This window comes from Virgibacillus sp. 7505, assembly GCF_002272135.1.
Taxonomy (GTDB): Bacteria; Bacillota; Bacilli; order Bacillales; family Amphibacillaceae; genus Terribacillus.
On the sequence record NZ_NPBF01000004.1, the window covers coordinates 217,040 to 239,221 of the forward strand.

The 22,182-nt window shown below is 46.4% G+C and carries 17 protein-coding genes and 1 riboswitch; of the genes, 7 read left to right on the forward strand and 10 right to left on the reverse strand.

Annotation, left to right across the window (positions count from 1 at the left end):
- The first annotated feature begins 20 nt into the window (after positions 1–20).
- The gene (gene aspA / locus CHH91_RS01025) at positions 21–1,448 is read left to right on the forward strand and encodes an aspartate ammonia-lyase (RefSeq protein ID WP_095221111.1); all 1,428 of its coding nucleotides are present in this window, start codon (positions 21–23) and stop codon (positions 1,446–1,448) included.
- A 109-nt stretch (positions 1,449–1,557) separates the two neighbouring features.
- A complete protein-coding gene (gene nhaC / locus CHH91_RS01030) occupies positions 1,558–2,955 on the forward strand; it encodes a Na+/H+ antiporter NhaC (RefSeq protein WP_095221113.1) in 1,398 nt (465 codons plus the stop codon).
- A 41-nt stretch (positions 2,956–2,996) separates the two neighbouring features.
- On the opposite strand, the gene CHH91_RS01035 is transcribed toward nhaC, so the two are convergent.
- The 5 genes from CHH91_RS01035 to CHH91_RS01055 form a co-directional block, all read right to left on the reverse strand.
- Positions 2,997–6,548, reverse strand: a complete 3,552-nt coding sequence (locus tag CHH91_RS01035) for a 5'-nucleotidase C-terminal domain-containing protein (RefSeq protein ID WP_095221115.1) — start codon at positions 6,546–6,548, stop codon at positions 2,997–2,999.
- Between the two features lie 178 nt (positions 6,549–6,726).
- Positions 6,727–8,127, reverse strand: a complete 1,401-nt coding sequence (locus CHH91_RS01040) for an amidase (protein WP_176465620.1) — start codon at positions 8,125–8,127, stop codon at positions 6,727–6,729.
- A gap of 62 nt (positions 8,128–8,189) precedes the next feature.
- A complete protein-coding gene (locus tag CHH91_RS01045) occupies positions 8,190–9,515 on the reverse strand; it encodes a Na+/H+ antiporter family protein (RefSeq protein WP_095221119.1) in 1,326 nt (441 codons plus the stop codon).
- A gap of 141 nt (positions 9,516–9,656) precedes the next feature.
- Positions 9,657–11,450, reverse strand: coding sequence for an adenine deaminase (ade, locus tag CHH91_RS01050; RefSeq protein WP_483372376.1), 1,794 nt, complete (start codon positions 11,448–11,450; stop codon positions 9,657–9,659).
- A 189-nt stretch (positions 11,451–11,639) separates the two neighbouring features.
- Entirely contained in the window at positions 11,640–12,602 is a 963-nt protein-coding gene (locus CHH91_RS01055; protein WP_095221246.1) for a ring-cleaving dioxygenase, read from the reverse strand.
- A gap of 120 nt (positions 12,603–12,722) precedes the next feature.
- On the opposite strand from CHH91_RS01055, the gene CHH91_RS01060 reads away from it, so the two are divergent.
- A complete protein-coding gene (locus CHH91_RS01060) occupies positions 12,723–13,271 on the forward strand; it encodes a histidine phosphatase family protein (RefSeq protein WP_095221123.1) in 549 nt (182 codons plus the stop codon).
- A 6-nt stretch (positions 13,272–13,277) separates the two neighbouring features.
- On the opposite strand, the gene CHH91_RS01065 is transcribed toward CHH91_RS01060, so the two are convergent.
- Positions 13,278–13,787, reverse strand: coding sequence for a GNAT family N-acetyltransferase (locus tag CHH91_RS01065; RefSeq protein ID WP_095221125.1), 510 nt, complete (start codon positions 13,785–13,787; stop codon positions 13,278–13,280).
- Positions 13,788–13,806: 19 nt separating this feature from the next.
- Positions 13,807–14,559, reverse strand: coding sequence for a 2OG-Fe dioxygenase family protein (locus tag CHH91_RS01070; protein WP_095221127.1), 753 nt, complete (start codon positions 14,557–14,559; stop codon positions 13,807–13,809).
- A gap of 107 nt (positions 14,560–14,666) precedes the next feature.
- Between CHH91_RS01070 and CHH91_RS01075 the strand changes: the two genes are divergently transcribed.
- Positions 14,667–15,173, forward strand: coding sequence for a C40 family peptidase (locus CHH91_RS01075; RefSeq protein ID WP_095221129.1), 507 nt, complete (start codon positions 14,667–14,669; stop codon positions 15,171–15,173).
- 54 nt (positions 15,174–15,227) lie between these two features.
- A complete protein-coding gene (locus CHH91_RS01080) occupies positions 15,228–16,457 on the forward strand; it encodes an aminopeptidase (protein WP_095221131.1) in 1,230 nt (409 codons plus the stop codon).
- A 38-nt stretch (positions 16,458–16,495) separates the two neighbouring features.
- On the opposite strand, the gene CHH91_RS01085 is transcribed toward CHH91_RS01080, so the two are convergent.
- From CHH91_RS01085 to CHH91_RS01095, 3 genes are all read right to left on the reverse strand, one after another.
- Positions 16,496–17,086, reverse strand: a complete 591-nt coding sequence (locus CHH91_RS01085; RefSeq protein WP_095221133.1) for an NUDIX hydrolase — start codon at positions 17,084–17,086, stop codon at positions 16,496–16,498.
- Between the two features lie 74 nt (positions 17,087–17,160).
- A complete protein-coding gene (locus tag CHH91_RS01090) occupies positions 17,161–18,180 on the reverse strand; it encodes an LLM class flavin-dependent oxidoreductase (RefSeq protein WP_095221135.1) in 1,020 nt (339 codons plus the stop codon).
- 104 nt (positions 18,181–18,284) lie between these two features.
- A riboswitch (SAM riboswitch) is annotated at positions 18,285–18,396 on the reverse strand.
- A 63-nt stretch (positions 18,397–18,459) separates the two neighbouring features.
- On the reverse strand, positions 18,460–19,458 hold the full coding sequence (locus CHH91_RS01095; RefSeq protein WP_095221137.1) for an LLM class flavin-dependent oxidoreductase: 999 nt from the start codon (positions 19,456–19,458) through the stop codon (positions 18,460–18,462).
- A 103-nt stretch (positions 19,459–19,561) separates the two neighbouring features.
- On the opposite strand from CHH91_RS01095, the gene CHH91_RS01100 reads away from it, so the two are divergent.
- Both CHH91_RS01100 and CHH91_RS01105 read left to right on the forward strand, forming a co-directional pair.
- The gene (locus CHH91_RS01100) at positions 19,562–20,422 is read left to right on the forward strand and encodes an NAD(P)-dependent oxidoreductase (protein ID WP_095221139.1); all 861 of its coding nucleotides are present in this window, start codon (positions 19,562–19,564) and stop codon (positions 20,420–20,422) included.
- 306 nt (positions 20,423–20,728) lie between these two features.
- Positions 20,729–22,162, forward strand: a complete 1,434-nt coding sequence (locus CHH91_RS01105; RefSeq protein ID WP_095221141.1) for an anion permease — start codon at positions 20,729–20,731, stop codon at positions 22,160–22,162.
- The last annotated feature ends 20 nt before the right edge of the window (positions 22,163–22,182 follow it).

Sequence of the window (22,182 nt, forward strand, 5' to 3'; positions counted from 1 at the left end):
TGAAAAGGAAGGTTCAGTTCATGGCAGACTTACAAGAGAACTACCGGATTGAGAAAGACTTTCTGGGAGAAAAACAAATTATAAAGGATGCCTATTACGGCATTCAAACGCTGCGTGCGTCAGAGAATTTCCCTATAACGGGTTACCGCATCCATGAAGAAATGATCAAAGCACTTGGTATCGTGAAAAAGTCAGCTGCTCTTGCCAATATGGATGTAAAACGCTTGTATGAAGGACTCGGCAATGCAATTGTTCAAGCATCAGATGAAATCATTAACGGCCAATGGCATGATCAATTTATCGTAGATCCAATCCAAGGCGGTGCTGGAACTTCTATTAATATGAATGCGAATGAAGTCATCACGAACCGCGCCCTGGAAATCCTCGGTCATGAAAAAGGCGATTATCAGCATTTAAGCCCAAACACACATGTAAATATGTCTCAATCGACGAATGATGTATTTCCGACAGCCATCCATATTTCGACATTGAATATGCTTGAGAAATTACTCGATACGATGGAATATATGCAGCAGGAATTCAAGAAGAAAGCAAAACAATTCGATTCTGTCATCAAAATGGGGCGTACGCATCTTCAGGATGCAGTGCCGATTCGTTTAGGACAGGAATTCGAAGCGTATAGCCGTGTGCTGGAAAGAGATATCAAACGAATCAAGCAGTCCCGTCAGCATCTGTACGAGGTCAATATGGGAGCAACAGCGGTCGGTACAGGTTTGAATGCAAACCCGAAATATATCGAACATGTTGTCGAACATTTGGCTGCCAACAGCGGCCTGCCGCTTGTAACTGCTGAAAATCTTGTCGATGCAACACAGAATACGGATGCCTATACCGAGGTTTCCGCTTCTCTGAAGGTTTGTATGATGAACATGTCCAAGATTGCCAATGACCTACGCTTGATGGCTTCTGGCCCGAGAGCAGGACTGAACGAAATCAACTTGCCGGCACGTCAGCCAGGATCATCCATCATGCCTGGGAAAGTGAATCCAGTCATGGCTGAGATGATCAACCAAATCGCATTCCAAGTAATCGGCAATGATAACACGATTTGCCTGGCATCCGAAGCTGGACAGCTGGAATTGAATGTCATGGAACCTGTGCTTGTGTTCAACCTATTGCAGTCCATCAGCATCATGAATAACGGCTTCCGCTCCTTCACCGATAACTGTTTGATCGGCATTGAGGCAAATGAAGCTTTATTGAAGGAATACGTAGATAAAAGTGTTGGCTTGCTAACGGCAGTCAATCCGCATTTAGGCTATGAAGTTGCAGCACGGATTGCACGTGAAGCGATCCTTACTGGTAAATCTATCCGTGAACTTTGCCTCCAATATGATGTCTTAACTGAAGAAGAGCTTGATATTATCTTAAATCCTTACGAAATGACAAAACCGGGTATTGCAGGCGAGGAGCTTTTTGATAGATAATAGAAAAATGTGCGTGCGACCTATTTCTTTAAAAAAATAGGTCACAGGGCGCATGTTTATCCGTTTCTATTTGTAAGCGGGTTCATTATTATTTTTAGGAGGACTGGTTTTGAAAGAAGCAAGATTACCAAAAATTACTGAGATAATCATCATACTAGGAATATTTCTAGCGCTTGTATTATCATTCACAGTCTATCTTGACCTGCCGATTCAGCTGGCAATTTTCATATCATGGTTTGTTGTCATCATACTTGGCATACGACTTGGTCACCGGTATCAGGACTTGCAGAAATCGATTATGGGCGGTATATCGAACGGATTGGAAGCAATCCTGATTCTTGTTGCCGTTGGAGCATTGATTGGTACATGGATCGCCGGTGGTGTCGTACCGACATTAATATACTATGGTCTTGAATTCATTCACCCTAGTATCTTCCTGCTTGCAACCTTGATCATCTGTTCCATCATGTCCGTCGCTACAGGAACATCCTGGGGAACCGCTGGTACAGCTGGTATCGCGATGATGGCGATCGGCGAAGGACTAGGTATGCCGCTGCCGCTAGTAGCTGGAGCAGTACTGTCCGGATCTTATTTCGGGGATAAGCTCTCCCCTTTGTCTGATAGTACAGTGCTTGCTGCATCTCTCTCCAAGGTAGATGTATTGGAACATGTTCGAGCTATGCTGTTCCTGTCACTACCAGCGTTCGTCATCACGGCTATTCTTTTTACAGGGGCTGGATTCCTCTATGCTGGCGATGATATAGACCAAGCAAGGGTAGATTCACTCAAAACTGCTTTGTTAAATAACTTTGATATCAGCATCCTTATGCTGATCCCAGCGATAGCAGTACTTGTTTTACTGGCCATGAAGAAACCATCCTTGCCGGTAATCGTTACCGGAGCCCTGCTGGGCGCGATTTGGGCATCCCTGTTCCAGGGAATGAATTTCGCAGAAGCGCTTGGCACTGCTTATAATGGCTTCTCAATAGACACAGGTGTGAACTTCATTGATGGCATCCTCAACCGAGGCGGCGTAATGGGTATGCTCGACACACTGATGGTCATCATCTTCGGTCTTGGTTTCGGTGGATTACTGGAGAGGCTTGGCGTCCTGCAGGTTATCGTTTCCACTTTCGAAAAGAAACTTGTATCAGCAGGCAATACGACAGTAGCTACACTTATAGTTGCATTCCTTGGTAATGTACTTGGCTGTGCCATGTATGTTGCCTTGATCCTAACACCAAAAATGATGGAAAAAACGTACGACAGGCAGCAGCTTGACCGTCGTGTTCTGTCCCGTAACACAGAAGTCGGCGGTACATTGACATCCGGTATGGTACCTTGGTCAGACAATGGCATATACATGGCTGGTATTCTTGGCGTTTCTACATTATCCTATCTGCCTTTCATGTGGCTGAGTTTTGTAGCTATCGGACTTGCAATCATTTACGGTTACACCGGAAAGTTCATTTGGTATAATAAAGAAAAAACAGCAGCCGAAAGCTAAAAAACACCTTCAAGCAATAATTGCTTGAAGGTGTTTTTGCATTACCAGCTCCAGAACAGGTTCTTCACCCAATTCCACACAGTACCGATAATATCTTTGACGATGTCCACAATCGGATGATTTGGTGTTTCGTCTTCATCCGGCTGATCAGGTTCGGTCGGTGGTTCTTCCGGATCCACTGGCGGATCCTCGGGTTCTGTTGGAGGATCAGTCGGTGTATTTCCGCTCACCTCTGAAATGCGTCCCTCTGCTGCATAGCTTATCGGCTTCATTTCGAAGCTGCGTACATATTCCACAGTAGCCTCCAGGTCCTCTGGTCCCATTATAGGGTTGCGTCCCAGCTCGCTTATCGGACGATATTTATCTCCTAATGAAGTTCCCATGAAGTTATTCACTGTCAGCGTATATACTTCATCGTCGTCAATAGGCGAACCATCAGGAAGCTTGATGTCCACAACCTGATTTGTTTCTCCATCCCACGTATACGTAAAGCCGCTTATACTGTAATCCGGACCGTAGGAAGTGATCTGGGCATTCAATATAGGTGCCAAATCAGCTCCATCGATTTCAAATGTCATGAGTGTATTATTGAAAGGCTGGATATTGAAAAGCTCACCCCAAGTAATGTCACCTTCCAATAAATCATCCCTGATTCCTCCGCCATTCATCATAGCGAAATCACTATTCATTGCATGATTCATGCCATCAGCAAGCAAATTGCCAAGTGCATTATCACCTATTTCCCCTTTAACGGCATAACCGCCAGTCATCGTATTAGCTGCGACACCTACAACTTCGTTCATGATTGGCGCCACTTCTTCTGCGTATTTAGACAGTATAGCTCCGACTGCCGGATCAGGTGTATAGGCCGCTTGATCTGTCCAGACAATTTCAGCTTGCTTGGATACGATATCGCCAGTTTCACGGTCGATTTCCAGGTCCACATCAGAGAAAGCCTTGCCGTATTCAGATGCTTGTACTATAAGTTTATTGTCTACAGTTGCGTTGACAACAGCATGGTTATGCGCTGCAAAGATGATATCAACTTCGTCATCTACCGCGTTTGCCATGTCAGCTGCGTCACCTGTAGCACTATCTCCGCTCTGCTCCGCTGGCATATGAGACAGAACTACAATAGCCTTCACGCCTTGCTCCTTCAGTTCTGCTGTTGCTTTGTTGACTGCTTCTACCTCATCTGTAATGGTAATGTCTTGAATTCCTTCCGGCATGACCATACCAAGGGATGCTGTCGTATTTACTCCGATAAAGCCTATTTTTTCTCCGTCCACTTCCTGAATGCTGTAAGGAGGAAGAATTGTCTCACCACTGTCTTTGTAGACACAGTTCGCACAAAGTGTGGCAAAGTTCGTACCATCATAGCCTGAAGTCCCATTCGGGTGCTCCCCGCCTTCCACGATACGCAGTAGCTCTTCTGTTCCTTCGTCCAATTCATGGTTGCCAATTGTACCGACATCGAAGCCCATCGCTTCCATAATCTCGATTGTCGGCTCATCCTGAAGCAGAGCTGATACAGGTGAGCTGCCGCCGATCATATCTCCGGCATGTACTAACAAACTATTTGGATTCTCTGCTTCCCGCTGCTTGATAGCGGCAGCAGTATAATCCATACGGCCGAATGTACCATCCATCGTACCATCTTCGTTTGTATCAAGTTCGTATTGCTGATCAATCTTCCCGTGCAGATCATTCATACCAAGCAGCTGCACCGCCAAGTTATCTTCATTAGCTGGAGGCTCTGTACCATCATCTGCAGTATAGCCTTCTGCAATGGCATCCTCTTCTGTCCAGAAGAAGATACGCTTATCAACCGGAATAGATTCCCATTCAGTTGGAACTACATATTCCTTTGTATCCGAGTTTCCAACATATTTATCCAGACCGCCGCCATCATAGCGGGCCCGGAATTCAAATGGCAGTTCCTCCAGCGGCGAATCAGGATTCCAGATACCTCTTTCCTGTTCTTTTGCATCCGCAACAGCTTGCTGGAAGATGTCATATTCGTCTGTATCCCCTATTGGTGCGATGAAATAAGTGACTGCCAGTCCTTCTTTCACCAATTCGAGGTTCATATTTTCGCCTTCATCAGTGATGACCTGTGCCAGCAAACGGCCGTAGTTATCTGTCGGCTCTTCACCCACTTTCAGGGTAATTTCCTCGCCTGCAGAAAGCTTTGTCTTCAAATAATCAGACGCAGCTTTTCCATGATCCAGCTGGTTCTGATCCAATTCATTTTTTACAGAGTGGAATGTCTCAGGCGTATCCGCATTTACAAAACGCACACGATCCGAGCCTAAAACAGGGTCTTGAAGACGGATTGTGTCTCCGTCTGTGACAGATTCCACAATTGCTTTGTACGTACCTTCCGTATGAGGTGCTTCTGGCTGTTCTGCCGCAACCTGCATATCCTCCTGACTACGAGGAAGAATTTGATAGCTGTCATATTGGCTCAGGATAGCGGTAACGTCATACCACTTACCTTCTTCGACAGTCGAAATATCCAAGGCGGATTCCATGATACGCAATGTAACAGATTCATAGTTTTCATTGATAAACTGCACATTGTAGCCACCGCCAGCTGGGCTTTCCGGAATATCCTTGATGTAACCTGTCACCTGGACAAGCTTTCCTTCAGCCGGTTCAGCTGATGTTTCATCCTGAAGCTGACTGATTGTCATTTCTTCAGCTAAAGGTATCTCATTACCGACAGAAACGATTGTGACGCCATCTTCTGCTGGTTCTATTTCAGTTAGTCCTTTATAACTCGTAATTTTCCCAGTAACGCGGATAAGGTCGCCTTCCTTGATATCCGGAAAAGCAGCTGTATCCGTATGATAGATATTGATACCAGCTGTATCGTCTTGAAGGAATGTGGATAACCTCCCACCGCCGATACTAGCATTATCTGCTGTAGCAATTCCTTCCACTGTTACCGTTTCACCAGTCTTGCTCTTCACATCGGCTATCGGCTGGACTGTACCTGCCTCCGGCTCTTCTTCAGGATTCTCACCAGGCTGCTCTTGCCTGTGAGAGCCGATAGTGTTAAACGTATCCTTTTCCGTTACCTCCCACTGCTCTGAAACGAAGACTGTGTTGCCTTCGGTCACTTCAGTGGACCGGATAAGGCCGATATCCTTGGCTGTTTCCCGATCATTCCCGATTTCACCAACCACATCCAGAACAGCACCATCCTGCTGGAGAGCAACTGCATCATTTCCATTGAAGTTAATGACGCTTCCGTTTGTCTGATCCGCCGCTGCAAGCAATTCTTCGCCAGCACGCGGGTTGGCGATCACATATGTAGCACCAGATTCCAATGTACCCGATAATGTCAGGGAAGCAGTCGCTTCCGTATTGCCATTGAAATATCCTGCCAGTTCGAATTGACTTAGGTCAATCGGCTCGCTTGTCGGATTATAAAGCTCGATCGCTTTATTATAAGAGCTTCCTTCTACGTATTCCGATAGAATTGGTGCCGCAGCACGTTCTGCAGCTTGTACCGAAGAAAAGCTCGGCAAAATCCCGGAACAAATAAGTGTGACTATTGCAAAAACAGATATGATCCTTTTGCCCATCTACTTGATTCCCCCAAAATATTAGTAAGTTCGGCAAATACCGGCGAACTCCGTCATTTACATACTAGCGGGAATGCCGCTTTCCTGATATAGGAGGATAGTTTTGATTCTGGTTAATTTTCTGTAAAGCAACCGGGTGTTCTGGGCAAAAAGGAAAAAAGCAGCCGAAGCTGCTTTTCTAACGTAGTGGATAGGCGTCCATATAAGCTTTGGCTGCACGAAGCACACGGGCATCCTGAAATCGGTTGGCAGCTAGCTGCATGCCGATCGGCAAGCGCCCTTGTGATAGACCTGCTGGCAGGGAAGCTGCCGGAAGACCAGTCACATTATAAGCATGTGTCATCATCCAGTCTGCATCTTCCTTTACTTGCTGCCCATCAATGACAGACGGACCTAACAACTGATAGTCGAATGCTGGAACTGCCAGTGTCGGCGACAGCACCAAATCGTAATCCTGTAGTACCGTCTGCAGCCTGTTCCAGACTGTCGAGCGATTTCTTTCGTATGCACGATAATCCGAGGCCATCAATGGCTTGCCTTTTTCGATCATATCGCGATAGGAATCTGACACCCATTCTGGATTGGTTTCAAGCAATTTGGCACTGCCTGCAGCTGAAGACGCATACCACATACTTGTAAAGAATCCATTGAATTCATGTCTATCCATATCAAAGTTAAGATCTACTGTCTCAATAGACATTCCGAGCGACCGCCAATTATCAAATGTTGCTTCGACGACTTTCCTCACTTCTGGATCCACAGCATACATGCCGAAATCCGGTGTATAGGCGATACGCAAACCTTGAGCTTGTTCCTCCAAATAGGAAGAGCCGATATGACTATCCAGAAGTGGCAGACTGAAAGGATCTGTTGTGGACGGACCCTGAACTGCCTCAAGGAAAAGCGCACTGTCATCTGGATGTTTGGAGAGCGGTCCATGATTGACGAACGGAGAACTTGATCCAAATACATTACCTAGATTGTTATCCATCGGAATACGGCCATATGTCGGCTTAAAGCCAAATACACCGCAAAGGCTGGCCGGAATTCGAATGGAGCCTCCTCCATCGCTTCCCTCTGCCAGCGGCACCATTCCTGCTGCAACAGCTGCAGCGGCCCCGCCGCTTGATCCGCCTGCTGTCTTGGTATGATCCCAAGGATTCACAGTCGCACCGAAGACCATATTATCCGTCGTACCTTTATGACCGAATTCAGGCGTGTTCGTCTTGCCCATGATCAGAGCACCTGCTTGGCGCAGACGCTTGACGATCGTAGCGTCCCTATCAGCAATATGATTCTTATAAGCCGGTGAACCAAAAGTGGTACGCATACCTTTTACCGGAGTAAGATCTTTGATCCCGACTGGAATACCATGCAAGAGCCCTGTCTCTTCGCCGCGCATCACTGCCGCTTCTGCCTCTTTCGCCTCCGCAAGCAGCTCATCATTCATGGTAACGAACGCATTGATCTCGCCGTTTTTACTCTCTGTCTGCTCCAAATAATAAGAAGCAACCTCAACTGGTGAGATTTCCTTATCTTTGATAGCCGTCACTAATTCGCGTACTGTTTTGCCTTCCACTGTCATCGCCCCTTTTTATCCTCTACACGTATCATAACGCTAGCATGTCCAGCGTTCAACCGTCAGAGGATCATCGCTGCAATCCAGCCTAGTGCGATTACAGGCAAGTTGTAATGGAGAAATGTCGGGACGACTGTATCCCACATGTGATCATGCTGTCCATCTGCATTTAAGCCGGATGTAGGGCCAAGTGTACTATCAGAAGCAGGCGATCCTGCATCACCAAGCGCACCTGCTGTACCAACCAACGCAATGATAGCCATCGGACTGAAGCCTAGTTCGATTGCCAAAGGTACAAAGATCGTTGCGATTACTGGCACTGTTGAGAATGAAGACCCAATTCCCATAGTTACAAGCAAGCCAACAACTAGCATCATCAATGCACCAAGAGCCTGGCTGCCATGAATTGCTTTTGCTGCAGTCTCGACCAGCGATTCAACATCTCCGGTAGCACCAATTACGCTGGAGAAACCGGAAGCGGAGATCATTACGAATCCAATAAAAGCCATCAGGCGCATGCCATTGGTCAAGATTGTATCCGCTTCTTTCCATTTGAGTGTTCTTGTAACATAGAGCACGATAATACCGGCCAAAGCACCGAATACCATGGAGTCAGTCCAAATCTGAACGGCTAGTGCTGCAACAATGGATAAAATGGAGAAGATTAAGGTAGAACGTTTCAGATTCACATTCTCTTCTTTCACTTCATCTGGGACTGGCAGTTCGACAGTTTGATACTGTCTTGGTTTTCGATAAGAAAATAGTGCAATAATCAGACCTGCCACCATTCCCAAGGATGGAATAAGCATTGCAGTCGGGATTTGATCCGGATTCACTTCCAAACCGCTTGCTGTCATATTCGTTGCTACGATTTCATGAAAAATCTGGCCATAGCCTGCTGGCAGAAGCATATATGGCGTTACCAAACCAAATGTCAAAATGGTAGCCGTCAAGCGGCGGTCAATTTGCAATTCATTCATGATCTTCAACAGCGGCGGAATCAATAATGGTATAAATGCTATATGCACAGGAATCACATTCTGCGAGAAGCAGGCCATGATTAAAATCAAAATAAGAATGAGTGCGCGCGTACGTTTTTTAGCGTAAGCTGTATCTTTCTTTCCACTGATGGAAATGATGCCTCTTACCATCGCCTCTGGAAGACCTGTGCTAGCAATTGCGACAGCAAATCCACCGAGCATTGCATAGCTTAAGGCGACATTTGCCCCTCCTCCTACACCATCTGTGAACGCACTAAGCGTTCCATCTATTCCTAGCCCTCCGATTAATCCGCCGATTAGGGAGCCTAATATCAATGAAAAAACAACGTTGATTCGCAGCAAACTGAGAACCAGCACTGCGATAACTGCTATAACAACTGCATTCACTTCTAATTCCTCCATCGCTTTATTATGGTAAAGTATTAAAGTACAATAACAGATAATCCAACTTTTTGTCAATGTAATCTAAATTAATCGGAATATTCAAGACAAAAGAAAAACCAGCATTCCTGCTGGTTCCCCTCCCTCTTATTCTGATATGATTACATCAATCAGCTTGAATGTCGTAACATCGGCAAGTCCGCGATTCGTTACACGAATCTCCGGAATGACTGGTAAAGCAATCAAGGAGAACGTCATAATCGGGTCTGTAATGCTGCAGCCCAGCTTTTCCCATGCTTTTACTAGCTCCCCTACTTGACCGACAACTGTTTCCAATGGCTGATCAGACATCAATCCGGCAATCGGCATCGGTAATTCTGCCAAGATCTCGCCGTCCAGAACAGCCACAAGGCCGCCTCCGATTTCTGCTAGCCTATTAGCAGCGATGGCCATATCTTCTCGATCGACACCCATGACAAGCAGATTATGACTATCATGTGCAACAGTCGAAGCGACTGCTCCACGCTGGAACTGGAACCCATGCACGAAGACGTTGGATATCTGTCCGGTTCCTCTATGTCTTTCAATATTAGATAAATGGATGATGTCCTGTTTCTTATCTATTTGCACCGCTCCATCCTTGACTTGCAGTGAAGCGGTCATCTTCTCTGTCCGCGCACTTCCTTCAATTGCTTTGATGACATTCACCTGCACGTCACCGTCCGGACGATCTGTCCGATACAGGAAATCATCCGCTTGCATGTCACGCGTGAGATGCACGGATCTTCGCACAGCATCCGGATACGTATACGCTGGGAATGCTTGCTGCAGCTCACCATTTTCAAATTGGATGCTTCCATCCGCGATAACAGTAGCTGCTTCCATCTGCTGCAAATCCTCGATTAAAAGCAAATCAGCAAATTTACCAGCACTGATGCTGCCAATATCATTTTCCATATGGAAATATCGAGCCGAGTTGATCGTAGCCAGCTGAATTGCTGTCACAGGATCAAGCCCTTCCTCGATCGCACGGCGGACAACATGATTCATATGTCCTTTTGTAATCAAAGTTTCTGGATAAACGTCATCCGTCACCAAGGAAATGTTGCGTGTGTCGACATTATACTCCGTGATTACCTTGATAACTTCCTTCACGTCACGCCAAGCTGAACCTTCGCGAATCTGCACATGCAATCCTGCACGAAGCTTAGCCAATGCATCTTCTTTGGCAATCGTTTCATGATCAGATGTAACACCTGCTGCAATATATGCTTGCAGCGCATACGGATCCTCTGAAGGGAAATGGCCGGTAACTGTCTTCCCTGCTTTGATTGTCTCCGCTATTTCGCCATGCATTTTGCTATCTCCATAAACGACACCAGGGAAGTTCATTACTTCTCCCAGTCCTTGGACATTCTCCCACGTAAGTCCTTCCTGTATATCTGCTACAGTGAGGCTTGCTCCCGCATCCTCCAAGTCATCCGTTGCCGGGACACATGACGGGAACGTCGTATACACTTTCAATGGCAGCTGCTGCCCTTCTTCGTGCATATAACGAACACCTTCAATCCCGAATACATTCGCTATCTCATGGGGATCCATGAATACCGTCGTCGTACCTTTTGCGAGTGCTGCTTTGGAGAATTCCGTCACGGAAAGCATCGTACTTTCCACATGCATATGGCCATCGATCAGCCCTGGAACTATGTACTGTCCGTTTGCTTCTATCACTTTTGTATCTTGTCCTTCATGCTCCTTCAGTGCTTTACCGACTAGCGCTATCCGGTCGCCTGATACGACAACATCGGTATGCTCCAGCAGTTCTCCTGTGAATACGTTGACTAGCACACCATCTCGGATAATCAAATCAGCGGGACGCTTTCCTAATGCAACCTCACCTAATCGCTTTGCTGCTTCATATAATTTCGTTCTTTTTCCCACTGTGTTCAACTCCTATTATCCTTATACGTTATGCCCATAAACGTGTAAAAAATTCCCGGCATCGTGGAACTCAAGCTCGGTAAACTCTCTTTCTAATACGCATTTATTTCTATTTATAGAATCATATATCAGATGCTTGCGTCAACCCCGACATACGAAAAAACCGCCCTGCCAGGCGGTTTCAAGTTGTTATTTCTTTTTAGTATCAAGCGGTGTCAGCTTAGCTTCAATACTCTCCCGCTCACCTTCGAGAAACGGCGGCAGCGCCAATGTCTCACCTAAAGCATCCGGATCTTCATCCGTTGCAAATCCAGGTCCGTCTGTGGCAAGCTCAAACAAAATACCATTCGGCTCCCGGAAATAAAGAGATTGGAAATAATAACGGTCCACCAGTCCCGAATTCGGCAAGTGAGCAGCATATAGGATTTTCTTTGCGCGCTCCAATTCGTCCCTGTCTTTCACCCGGAAAGCTACATGGTGCACACTTCCGCGGCCAGGACGCTCCCGCTGTAAATCAGGTACAACTTCTACCATTATTTCCGCGCCTGTGCCGCCTTGGCCAACTTCATATATATGCAAATTCGTTCCAGCAAGCTGTGCCTCTGTTTTCTTACGGAATCCCATAAGCTCTACTAAGACACGTTCTGTCGGTGCAAGCTCCGGCACAGTCAGCTTTACAGGCCCAAGACCAATGATGGCAAACTCCGCCGGTACATCGGCATCTTCCCAAGGAACTCCTGCAGAGACACCTTCGTTCTGTTCATCCGAAACAAGCATGAGCCGCTGCTTTTCCGGATCCTCAAAGAAGAGAACCTTACGCCCCTGCAGTTCCACCTGCTGTGATTGGATATCATAATCCTCCAAACGATTCGCCCAATAGCGAATTGCTTCATCTGATGCGACACGCAAGGAAGTGAGGGAGATACTGTTGTTTCCCGTATACGTGCGGCCAGCACGATGAATTTCGAAAAAAGTTAGATCTGTTCCCGGACTGCCAAGCTTGTCAGCATAGAAAAGGTGATACATCGACGTATCATCCTGGTTGACTGTCTTTTTGACAAGACGCATCCCCATCACTTTTGTATAAAAATCATAGTTATTCGCTGCGTTTGCTGTTATGGCTGAAACGTGGTGAATACCGTGAAGCTCCATCATCTGCTTCGCCCCCTAAACGTACAATGTATTAGTTACTTACAAAATGTAACCTAGTTCAAATAAAAATGCAAATGCCCCCTCTCTTTATTGATAGAATTAAAGGGAAGGAGGACAATTATGCTGACAACTCTTTATGTTGTGCGTCATGCGCATACTATTTATACACCAGATGAACGGAACCGGACATTATCCGAGAAAGGATATCGTGATGCGAGGATAGTTCAGAAGCTTTTAGCAGCCGAACAAGTAGATACCTATATCTCCAGTCCCTATCGGCGTGCTTGGGAAACGATCGTGCGTAATGCTTCCGCTGCTGTTCTGGATGAAAGACTGCGAGAGCGGCAAGTTGCCGCTGCACCGGTTGAAGACTTCCAAGGAGCTATGGACCGTTTATGGTCACAGGAAGAATATCAGTTTCCGGGAGGTGAATCGAATAGGAGCGCTAGAGCAAGAGGCGTAGATGCCTTTCAGGATATACTCGCTGCTTGTGCTGGCAAACGGATCGCTATCGGAACGCACGGTAATCTGATGGTGCTGACAATGGGCCATTACGACACCCGATTCAATTATGATTTCTGGAAACAGCTGAACATGCCCGCTATCTGGAAGCTAACGTTCGATGGCCAGCAATACATACAGGCAGAGCCTTTATCCATACAAAAATAGCGGACATCATCTGTCCGCTATTTTCCATCCATATGCAATTTCAGGGTAAGATACCCCTTCAATCTGAAGCTTGTCTTCAGCGATTTTCACTCCGCCTAAGCTTTCATAGAAATGCCTGGCATCATTTCCGACGAGCATCCATGCCACCACGCCTGTCATCCCTTCGGCCGCAAGCCGATTTTCCAAAGATCGAATAAGCATCTTTCCAATCCCACGATTCTTATTGGCAGGATCAAGATAAACTGCGTATACCTCGCCATCGTAATCCGGATGTATATTATCCCGGCATCTGCCTCCGCTGATGAAGCCGACAACCGTCTCTCCTTCTTCTGCAACAAGCAGTAAGGATCCGGACTCCAGCACCATTTCAAACCGAGCTGCTCTTTCTTCCGGTCGAATGGCAGTTAGATAATCAGCAGGCAATATATCCTGATAGGCAAATTGCCAGCCAAGCATACTAATTTCTCCGATCCTATTACAGTCAGCTTTTCTTGCTTCACGTATGGTAACTGTCATCCTGATCCCCCTTTTTAGATTAAGCTAATACAGTAGGCTGAAAATCTATCAATAAAACAGCTCGTACACCTGGACGATCTGCTTCCCCTTTTTGGATTGGGCTGACATAGTGACTGACTGCCTCATCATGTACTCCGTAGGATTCCAACGGCTTATGGATTTCAAAGCTTTCGTGGAATTGACTGGAGTCAGCGTCTTTAGGCAGCTTTCCGGCACAAGCAGGAGTCGCAATGATATTAAGCCCTCCAACGACATTATCCCGCTTGATAAGATGGGCAAATGTGAATGGTTCGCCATCCTGATGAATCAGATTCGGCGAAGATACGCCCTCTTGTCCCTTTTCAGTCACTTCCAGCTTTACGAAATGAATGCCCGCATGAACCGGTAAAATCAAATCCTCTTTACGCCAGAATGTTTCGTGATAATCATGCATGATGATTTTCTGTAATAATTTGTTTTCCAGGATATGATCCGGCAGGGCCGGAAATTCACGGTAAGAATCCACATACTCCGGATTGAAGCGTCCCTGGAAATACTGCGCCATGCTTCCGTTTTCCCGTTCGATACCCGGCAGCCATTCCAATCGGTCATCCTTGTCGAAGATGATTGCCCGTGAATAGCGACGGTAACGATTTAAATCAAGCGCATAGCTATCTGCCGGCAATGTATCGAAAACTGCCTGTATTTCAGCTAAATCCTGTTCCATCCCCTCATATGCCAGATCCTTTTGTAAATCATATATGCTGTATCCTTGTTTCTCTAATGCATTCATGCTTAAACCTCCACAAAACTATAATCTTTCTCTATCATAATACATGCAGAGATAAAGGAACATGCTTTCGTTTGCGATTTTGTGACATTTGAAAAGGAGTGGACCATTTGAGAAAATCAAAAGCAGAATTTGAAAAGCTATTCCAGACAGCTTCCAACCTCCAAAAGCTGCTTCAGGCTGGTGACGTACTGTACAGTTCGATTGGTCCTTCCACCTTCTTCTTCAGCCACGCTGGTATAGTCGGCAGTGACGGGCGGATTTTCCATGCACACCCATCAGGCGGTATCACCGAATCATTGACAGTGTATCTGTCCCGTCACCGCTACGGCGGAACAATCACGCTGCTCCGGCCAAAAATAGATCCGTCTGGTGCAGCGGATTGGGCAAAACGTTCCATCAGCTTAATGAAAGGATACAGTTTCAGCCGCACCTTGGCAGACCCTGCTTGGAATTATTGCACCAAGTTCGTCTGGCAGGCGTTTTGGAGCGGCGCCAGCACCGATTTGACCAGTGCTCGAAAACAGCTGCCCAAACGCTGGATCTTTCCGCACCATATCAAGCACTCCACCCATTTTGAGCCGATTGCAAAATTCTCTCTTGAGTATCGGCTCTAGTCATAATTTTCTGGTAAAATGATGAAGATAGTATAATTAAAGGGGGATCTTGACATGCAATTTGAACAGAAATTAGAGAAATATGCCAAGCTGCTGCTGCATATCGGCTTGAAAGTTAAGCAAGGACAGGACTTGATGATTGTAGCTGATCTAGCTGCTGCACCTTTTACAAAGGTCGTAGCTGAGAAAGCATACGAAGCCGGCATGCGGGACGTAATTGTCGATTATCAGGATGATAATATTACAAAAGCAAAAGTGAAGCATGCAAAAGAAGAAGATTTGGATTACTTCACCCCATTCCGAGGCCGTGTGTATGAAGAACTAGCAGCAGCGGACACAGCTTTCCTGGAGCTCAAGACACCGAATCCATCTCTTTTTGACGGAATTGATCCAGCAAGGGTTGCACGCTATACAAAAGCAGTGGGTGCTGCCAGACAAGGGTATCAAGCTCACAAAACAAATGGCCGTATTAATTGGCTGATCGCTTCGGTACCAACTGTCGAATGGGCAGAGTCTGTCTTTCCCGACTCACAGGGACAGGAAGCTATCGATAAGCTGTGGGATGCTATCTTCTTCACAACTCGCTCCGATCTGGAAAATACAGTCGAGCTGTGGGAACAGCATGTTGCAGCCATGAAGAAGAATGCTGACCACTTAAATGCACGCGACTATCGCAAGCTCCATTATACGGGGCCAGGTACTGATTTAACGATTGAACTGCATCCTGATTCCTTCTGGACTTGCGCAGAATTCATGAAAGAAGATGGCTCTACATATATCCCGAATCTTCCTACAGAAGAAGTATTTACGATTCCAGTTAAAAATGGAGTAAACGGAACAGTTAGCAGTACAAAGCCCTTGAATTATGCTGGTACGTTGCTGGAGAACTTCTCCCTTACCTTCGAAAATGGAAAAGTAGTAGATTTCAAAGCCGAAAAAGGCTATGAAACATTGAAGAACTTGCTGGAAACGGACGAAGGCGCACAATTTCTTGGAGAGGTTGCACTTGTACCGCATCAATCACCGATTTCCCAGTCGGGAATCGTCTTCAATAATACCTTATTCGATGAGAATGCTTCGTGTCATTTGGCTCTCGGACAAGCGATTGGCATGTGCGTGAAGGATGCCCGCGAGAAATCAAAAGGAGAACTAGAGGCAATCGGCTTCAACTACAGTCTCACACATGTTGATTTCATGGTTGGCTCTGGGGAATTATCCATCACGGGCGAAACACCAGATGGCACCGTGGAACAAATCTTCGAAAATGGAAACTGGGCTTTTTAAGAATACAGAAAAGGAGCAGCATTACGCTGCTCCTTTTGCTATGTACGGCAGATCATGAGTACTTCTCGGTAATAGCCAAGCTGATGAGGACAAAGTTCTTCATGTGCAACCTCGATCCGCTGACGTGGAGCTCCTGCCACAATTTCCGCTTCTACGCTTGCTGCTTTTCCTTCGACGAGCTTCTCCAAATCATTAACCCGCATCCGTACGATTTGTACCACTTCTTCATTCAGAAGAATATCCGGGAGTTCCTCCAAATAATAAAAGAATTGGTGACAGAACTCTCGATCAACCAGGTTTTCAGCAAATAACTCTTCTTGAATGATTCCTTTATAAAAAAGATCGCTCTCCTGGAGCGTCACACCCAATTCTTCCTGCACTTCACGTAAACCTCCGACCACAGGCGTTTCGCCGCTTTCCAGATGACCAGCTGCGGTAATGTCGTATTTCCCGGGAAATTCACTTTTATTGAAAGAACGCTGCTGTAGATAAATGTATAGTTCTGTACCATCATGTTCCACGAACCAGCAGTGAAAAGTCTCATGCCAGTCTCCATCACGATGGACTTCCTCTCTTTCCTTCACCCCAAGCTCCCGATGCTGCTCATCGAAAATCGTCAATAGCTCCATGTTTTGCCCCCATACTTATTCCTTTTTTTCTAATGTAAGCGATATCGCCAGGCTTGTCTACCGTATATTTCCAATCAAATCGAGTTATCGCGCATTTCCTCGACTAATGGCATGATTTCCTTAGTAAAACGTTCCATTTCCTGCTTGTGCGGCGAAAATTGAAGCAGCAGAAGACTGACGCCGGCATGCTCGTAGGCAAGTATCCGCTGCGCAATTTGCATCGGCGTCCCAACCAGATGCGGCCGCAAGCCCCTTGCAGAAACAGCATCGTCGCTGATCTTGCTTTTTTGTGCCAGCTCTTCCTCTGTTACATATGATTCGTAATCCGCACCGGTAATTCTTTCCCATTCCTGGTAAGCTTCTTCCTCCGTTTCGCGGCAAATGACATAAGCTGTCATGCCAAATTCTGTAAACGGAGACTTGCCGGCTGCTTCACGGCGAATCTGCATATCAGCGATCATACTGGCCACTTCCTGTACAGTACCGCCCTTCATTACATAGGCATCGCATGTCTCGGCAATTGTCTGTCGTAAATAGTCGCTCTCGCCGCCTGCGTATAATGGCGAGATCTCTTTGCTCTTGCCAGCTGGTAAATAATCGACGTGCTGAACTTGATAGTACAAACCATCATAGGTGTAATTGCCAGCTGCCCAAACTCCGCGCAGCACTTCGAAAAATTCCTCGGTTTGCATATAGAAATCCTCTGATCCAGCGATATCGCCATCTTGGCGCTTTTGTTCCTCTTCGCGCAAGAAAGAAACGACTGCCAGGGAAAAACGGCTATTACTTACCTGATCAATCATTACTGCTTGTCTCGCGGCTTCCGCGGGCTGATCAATGCTCGGCCGGACTGCTGCCATGATGTGCAGTCTATCGGTTGCTTCCGCAATAGCACCAGCAGCTTCCCAAAAGTTAAGCTGCTGATCGGCATTTTTCCCTTGGTATAGGTAGGTATCTGGAAGAAAGACGGCATCGAACCCTAAATCCTCCGCCAGATGCGCCGTTTCCTGCACATCTGACAAACTTAGCGGTCCACCATCCTCCACATGACGCAGCCAGCTGCTTGAAACTGGCTGCCAGTATGCATATTTCATTGTTATTACTCCTTTTGCACATAGGAAATCCTACCGAACGACACATCGATTCTACTAAAAAAGCTTCTTCGATGAGGAAGAAGCTCTGTATTGCAGCCGTCGTCATCTTATCACGCAGCTTTCGCTGCAGGTCGTAGCACCTTCCTGCAGGACTGCCCTCCTGCAGTGGGTTGCCGGGCTTCATCGGGCCTTTCCCTCCGCCACTCGTTATAAGATTTCTTATGAATTGTACTTCCTACTATACCAGATTTGCAGTGTCAGATTCAAACAGAACAACTGCTATGCCATTTGCATATACGCCTCCATCAAAAGGCGGAACCCATCCTGTCTTGCTTTTTCTTCATAAACAGGACTGGTGAGCATGAACTCAATCTCCCCGCCGTAGTAGTCTTCCAGCTCTCCAAGCTGCTGCAGCACCTCAGCTGGTGTTCCGATTACCATGGTTGGACGATTGTCCTCAAGACGCTCCTTTTCATAAGGAGACATTTTATAATCTGCTGCTGTATCTGGACGCAGCATCCCTTTGACGGGCCTTCCCTGTTCCTGAAGCAGCGATGCAACCTCATGGCTCTTTGCCAGTGCTTCTGCAGCTTCTGTTGTCTCTGCACAGAACAAAAACAGACTGACCATCATTTGCGGCTGCTGCTTCCCTTTCCGGAAGGATTTCTGATACACATCCAGCACTGCCGCATCCTTTTCTCCCCGTATGAATTGGGCATAAGCGAATCCGATTCCATGATATGCAGCAAGACCTGCACTGCCAGCGCTGCCGCCCAGCAGCCAGACAGATGGGGCGGTGCCAATGCTCGGCATCGCTACCAAGTCCCCGAACCGATGTTTTTCTTCTTTTCTTATATTCAAATAATGAAGCAAATCGCGTATCTGCCGATCATACCAATCCTCCGGCACAGCTCTATGCTCTTGCAGCGCTCTTTTCGCTGCCGGCATTCCTCCTGGCGCACGCCCGATACCAAGGTCGATTCTTCCTGGATGAAGCGCTTCGAGCAATCTTGCATTTTCTGCAACTTTATACGCACTATAATGAGGCAGCATAACACCGCCTGAGCCGATACGGATACGGGATGTTTTAGCAGCAAGATGCCCCATCAGAAGCTCTGGACTGCTATGGGCGAGGCTGCCGGCGTGATGCTCGGACACCCAGAAACGCACATAGCCAAGCTGATCGGCAAGTTCGGCCAGCCGCACTGTTTCCTCCAATGCCTCTGTTGCATTACCGTCTTCTTTGATTCGGGATTGATCCAATATACTAAGCTTCATACTATCCACTCCTTCTTTGTATCATATCCTGTGCGAAAGACTTTTAAAAACAATCCGTTTTTCTGTATGCTAGAATTGACTGAATAAAAAGGATGGTGCTCATATGATTGGATTTATCGGATTAGGAATCATGGGTCAAAACATGGCAGCTAATCTGCTCGAAAAGGGCGAACAGTTAGTTGTCTATAATCGTACAAAAGAAAAAGCTCAAGCACTATTGGACAAAGGTGCTGTCTGGGCAGATTCCCCCCGGAAAGTCGGAGAACAAGCTAATATCGTATTTACGATGCTGACAGATCCTGCAGCTGTCCAAGCAGTTGCTTACGGAGAAGATGGGCTTTTCAGCGGGATGCAGGAAAACAGTTTATGGGTGGATGTCAGTACTGTTAAGCCAGCGTTCACAAAAGAGATGGCAGAAGCCGCTCGCGCGCATCATATCCGTTTTGTTGATGCCCCTGTATCTGGTTCAAAGGCACCAGCACAGCAAGGTAAACTGCACTTCCTTGTTGGCGGAGACGACCAAGATGTAAAGGAGATCGCCCCCCTGCTTGAGAAAATGGGACAAAGCATCCAGCATATGGGCGCCAATGGGAATGGCTCAGCTACTAAGCTGGCAGTGAATATGCTGCTCGTTCAATCCTTGACTGGTCTATCTGAAGCAATCAGCTTCGGCGAAGCAGTCGGCCTTGATAAAGAGCATCTGATGGATGTATTGCTTGCCCTTCCAGTTACAAGCGATATTCAAGCAGGCAAAAGGGATACGATTCTCCAGCAGAACTTTGAACCGCAATTCCCTCTGGAGCATGCTTACAAGGACTTGCAGCAGATTTCCGAAACAGCTTATGAAGCAGGCGCTCCCCTTCCAATGACAAACAGCGTGAAAGAACTGTATGCATTAGCGAAGAAAAATGGTTATGGCAAACAGGATGTCGCTGCCGTTTTTGCACTTTTAGCAAAAGATTGAGACGAATCAGACTAAGAATCCGAATTTTTTCGGATTCTTTTTTTATTCTCATTTATTTTTTTTAATTAACATTGGCATATTAACAAGAGGCGCAAGGTATCAAGCTCTGAGATACTTAATTTATGTGAAGTAAATTTTTTGCTTATTTTCACCAAATTATAATCATTATCATCTGACTGATTTATTAAATTTTTTAAATCGGACAAAAGCATACTGGGACTGAACAGAATACTTTCATATCAATATTTTTATGCTAATATAATTATGGTTTTATTAATTTCATTACTTTTAAAAGGAGTCTTCATCATGGCTGATTCATCTAACAAACCAAAACGGGAGGTCAAGTGGATTCCGCTCCTGATCACTGTATTGATCGGCGTAATTATTTGGTTCGTCCCTTCACCAGATGGTGTTAAAGCAGAAGCATGGCATTTATTCGCTATCTTCGTTGCTACGATCATCGGTCTGATCATTAAACCGATGCCAATGGGCAGTGTCGCCATCCTTTCGCTGACGGCTATCGTTTTGACGAAGACACTTGGATTAGAAGAAGCGCTGAGCGGCTTCCAGAACAGTACAATCTGGCTCATCGTCATTGCATTCTTTATTTCCAGAGGTTTCATCAAAACCGGCCTCGGATCCAGAATTGCCTATTTGTTCGTACGTCTATTCGGTAAGAAGACTTTAGGCTTGTCTTACTCGTTGATTGGCAGTGACTTGATCCTGTCACCGGCTATGCCATCCAATACAGCTCGTGCCGGCGGTATCATTTTCCCGATTATCCAGTCGTTATCAAACTCATATGGCTCTAAAAGCGGTGATGGTACGGAGCGCAAAATCGGTTCCTTCCTGACTTTTGCTTCCTATCAGGGAAACGGGATTACTTCCGCAATGTTTCTGACAGCAATGGCAGCAAACCCATTGGCAGCTAGTGCTGCAGAGAGCGTCACTGGCCAATCCATCTCTTGGGGCAGCTGGATTCTCGCTTCCATCGTTCCTGGTATCATCAGTTTGATCGTTATTCCATTCGTCATCTTCAAGCTGTATCCTCCTGAAATCAAGGAGACACCGAAGGCGACTGAAATGGCAACAGAAAAATTGCAAAGCATGGGTAAACTGAAGCGTTCTGAATGGTATATGATCGGCGTATTCTTATTGCTGCTCGTATTGTGGATCTTTGGTGAGAGCTTCGGAATCGGCTCTACGACTGCAGCTTTCATCGGACTAGTCGTACTATTGCTGACTGAGGTTTTGACTTGGTCTGATATCAAGCAGGAACAAGGTGCATGGGACACACTTGTATGGTTCGCTGTGCTTGTCATGATGGCAAATTACTTGAACGAACTTGGCCTTGTCCCTTGGTTCAGTGACATTATGGGAAATATCGTAAGTACACTTTCCTGGCCTGTCGCTTTGCTCATATTAGCTATTGTGTACTTCTACTCCCACTATTTCTTTGCGAGTAACACAGCACACGTTAGCGCTATGTACGCAGCCTTTCTTTCAGTAGTTGTGGCTGCCGGCGCGCCGCCATTATTGTCAGCCCTGCTGTTAGCTTTCTTCAGTAACTTGTTCGGCTGTTTGACACACTACGGCAGCGGTCCAGCACCTGTATTCTTCGGAGCAGGCTTCGTCACCCAGCAAAAATGGTGGGGACTTGGCTTCCTCATCTCCATCATCCATCTTGTCGTCTGGATCGGTATCGGCGGACTTTGGTGGAAACTGATTGGTCTATGGTAAATAAATAAAAACAGGAATCC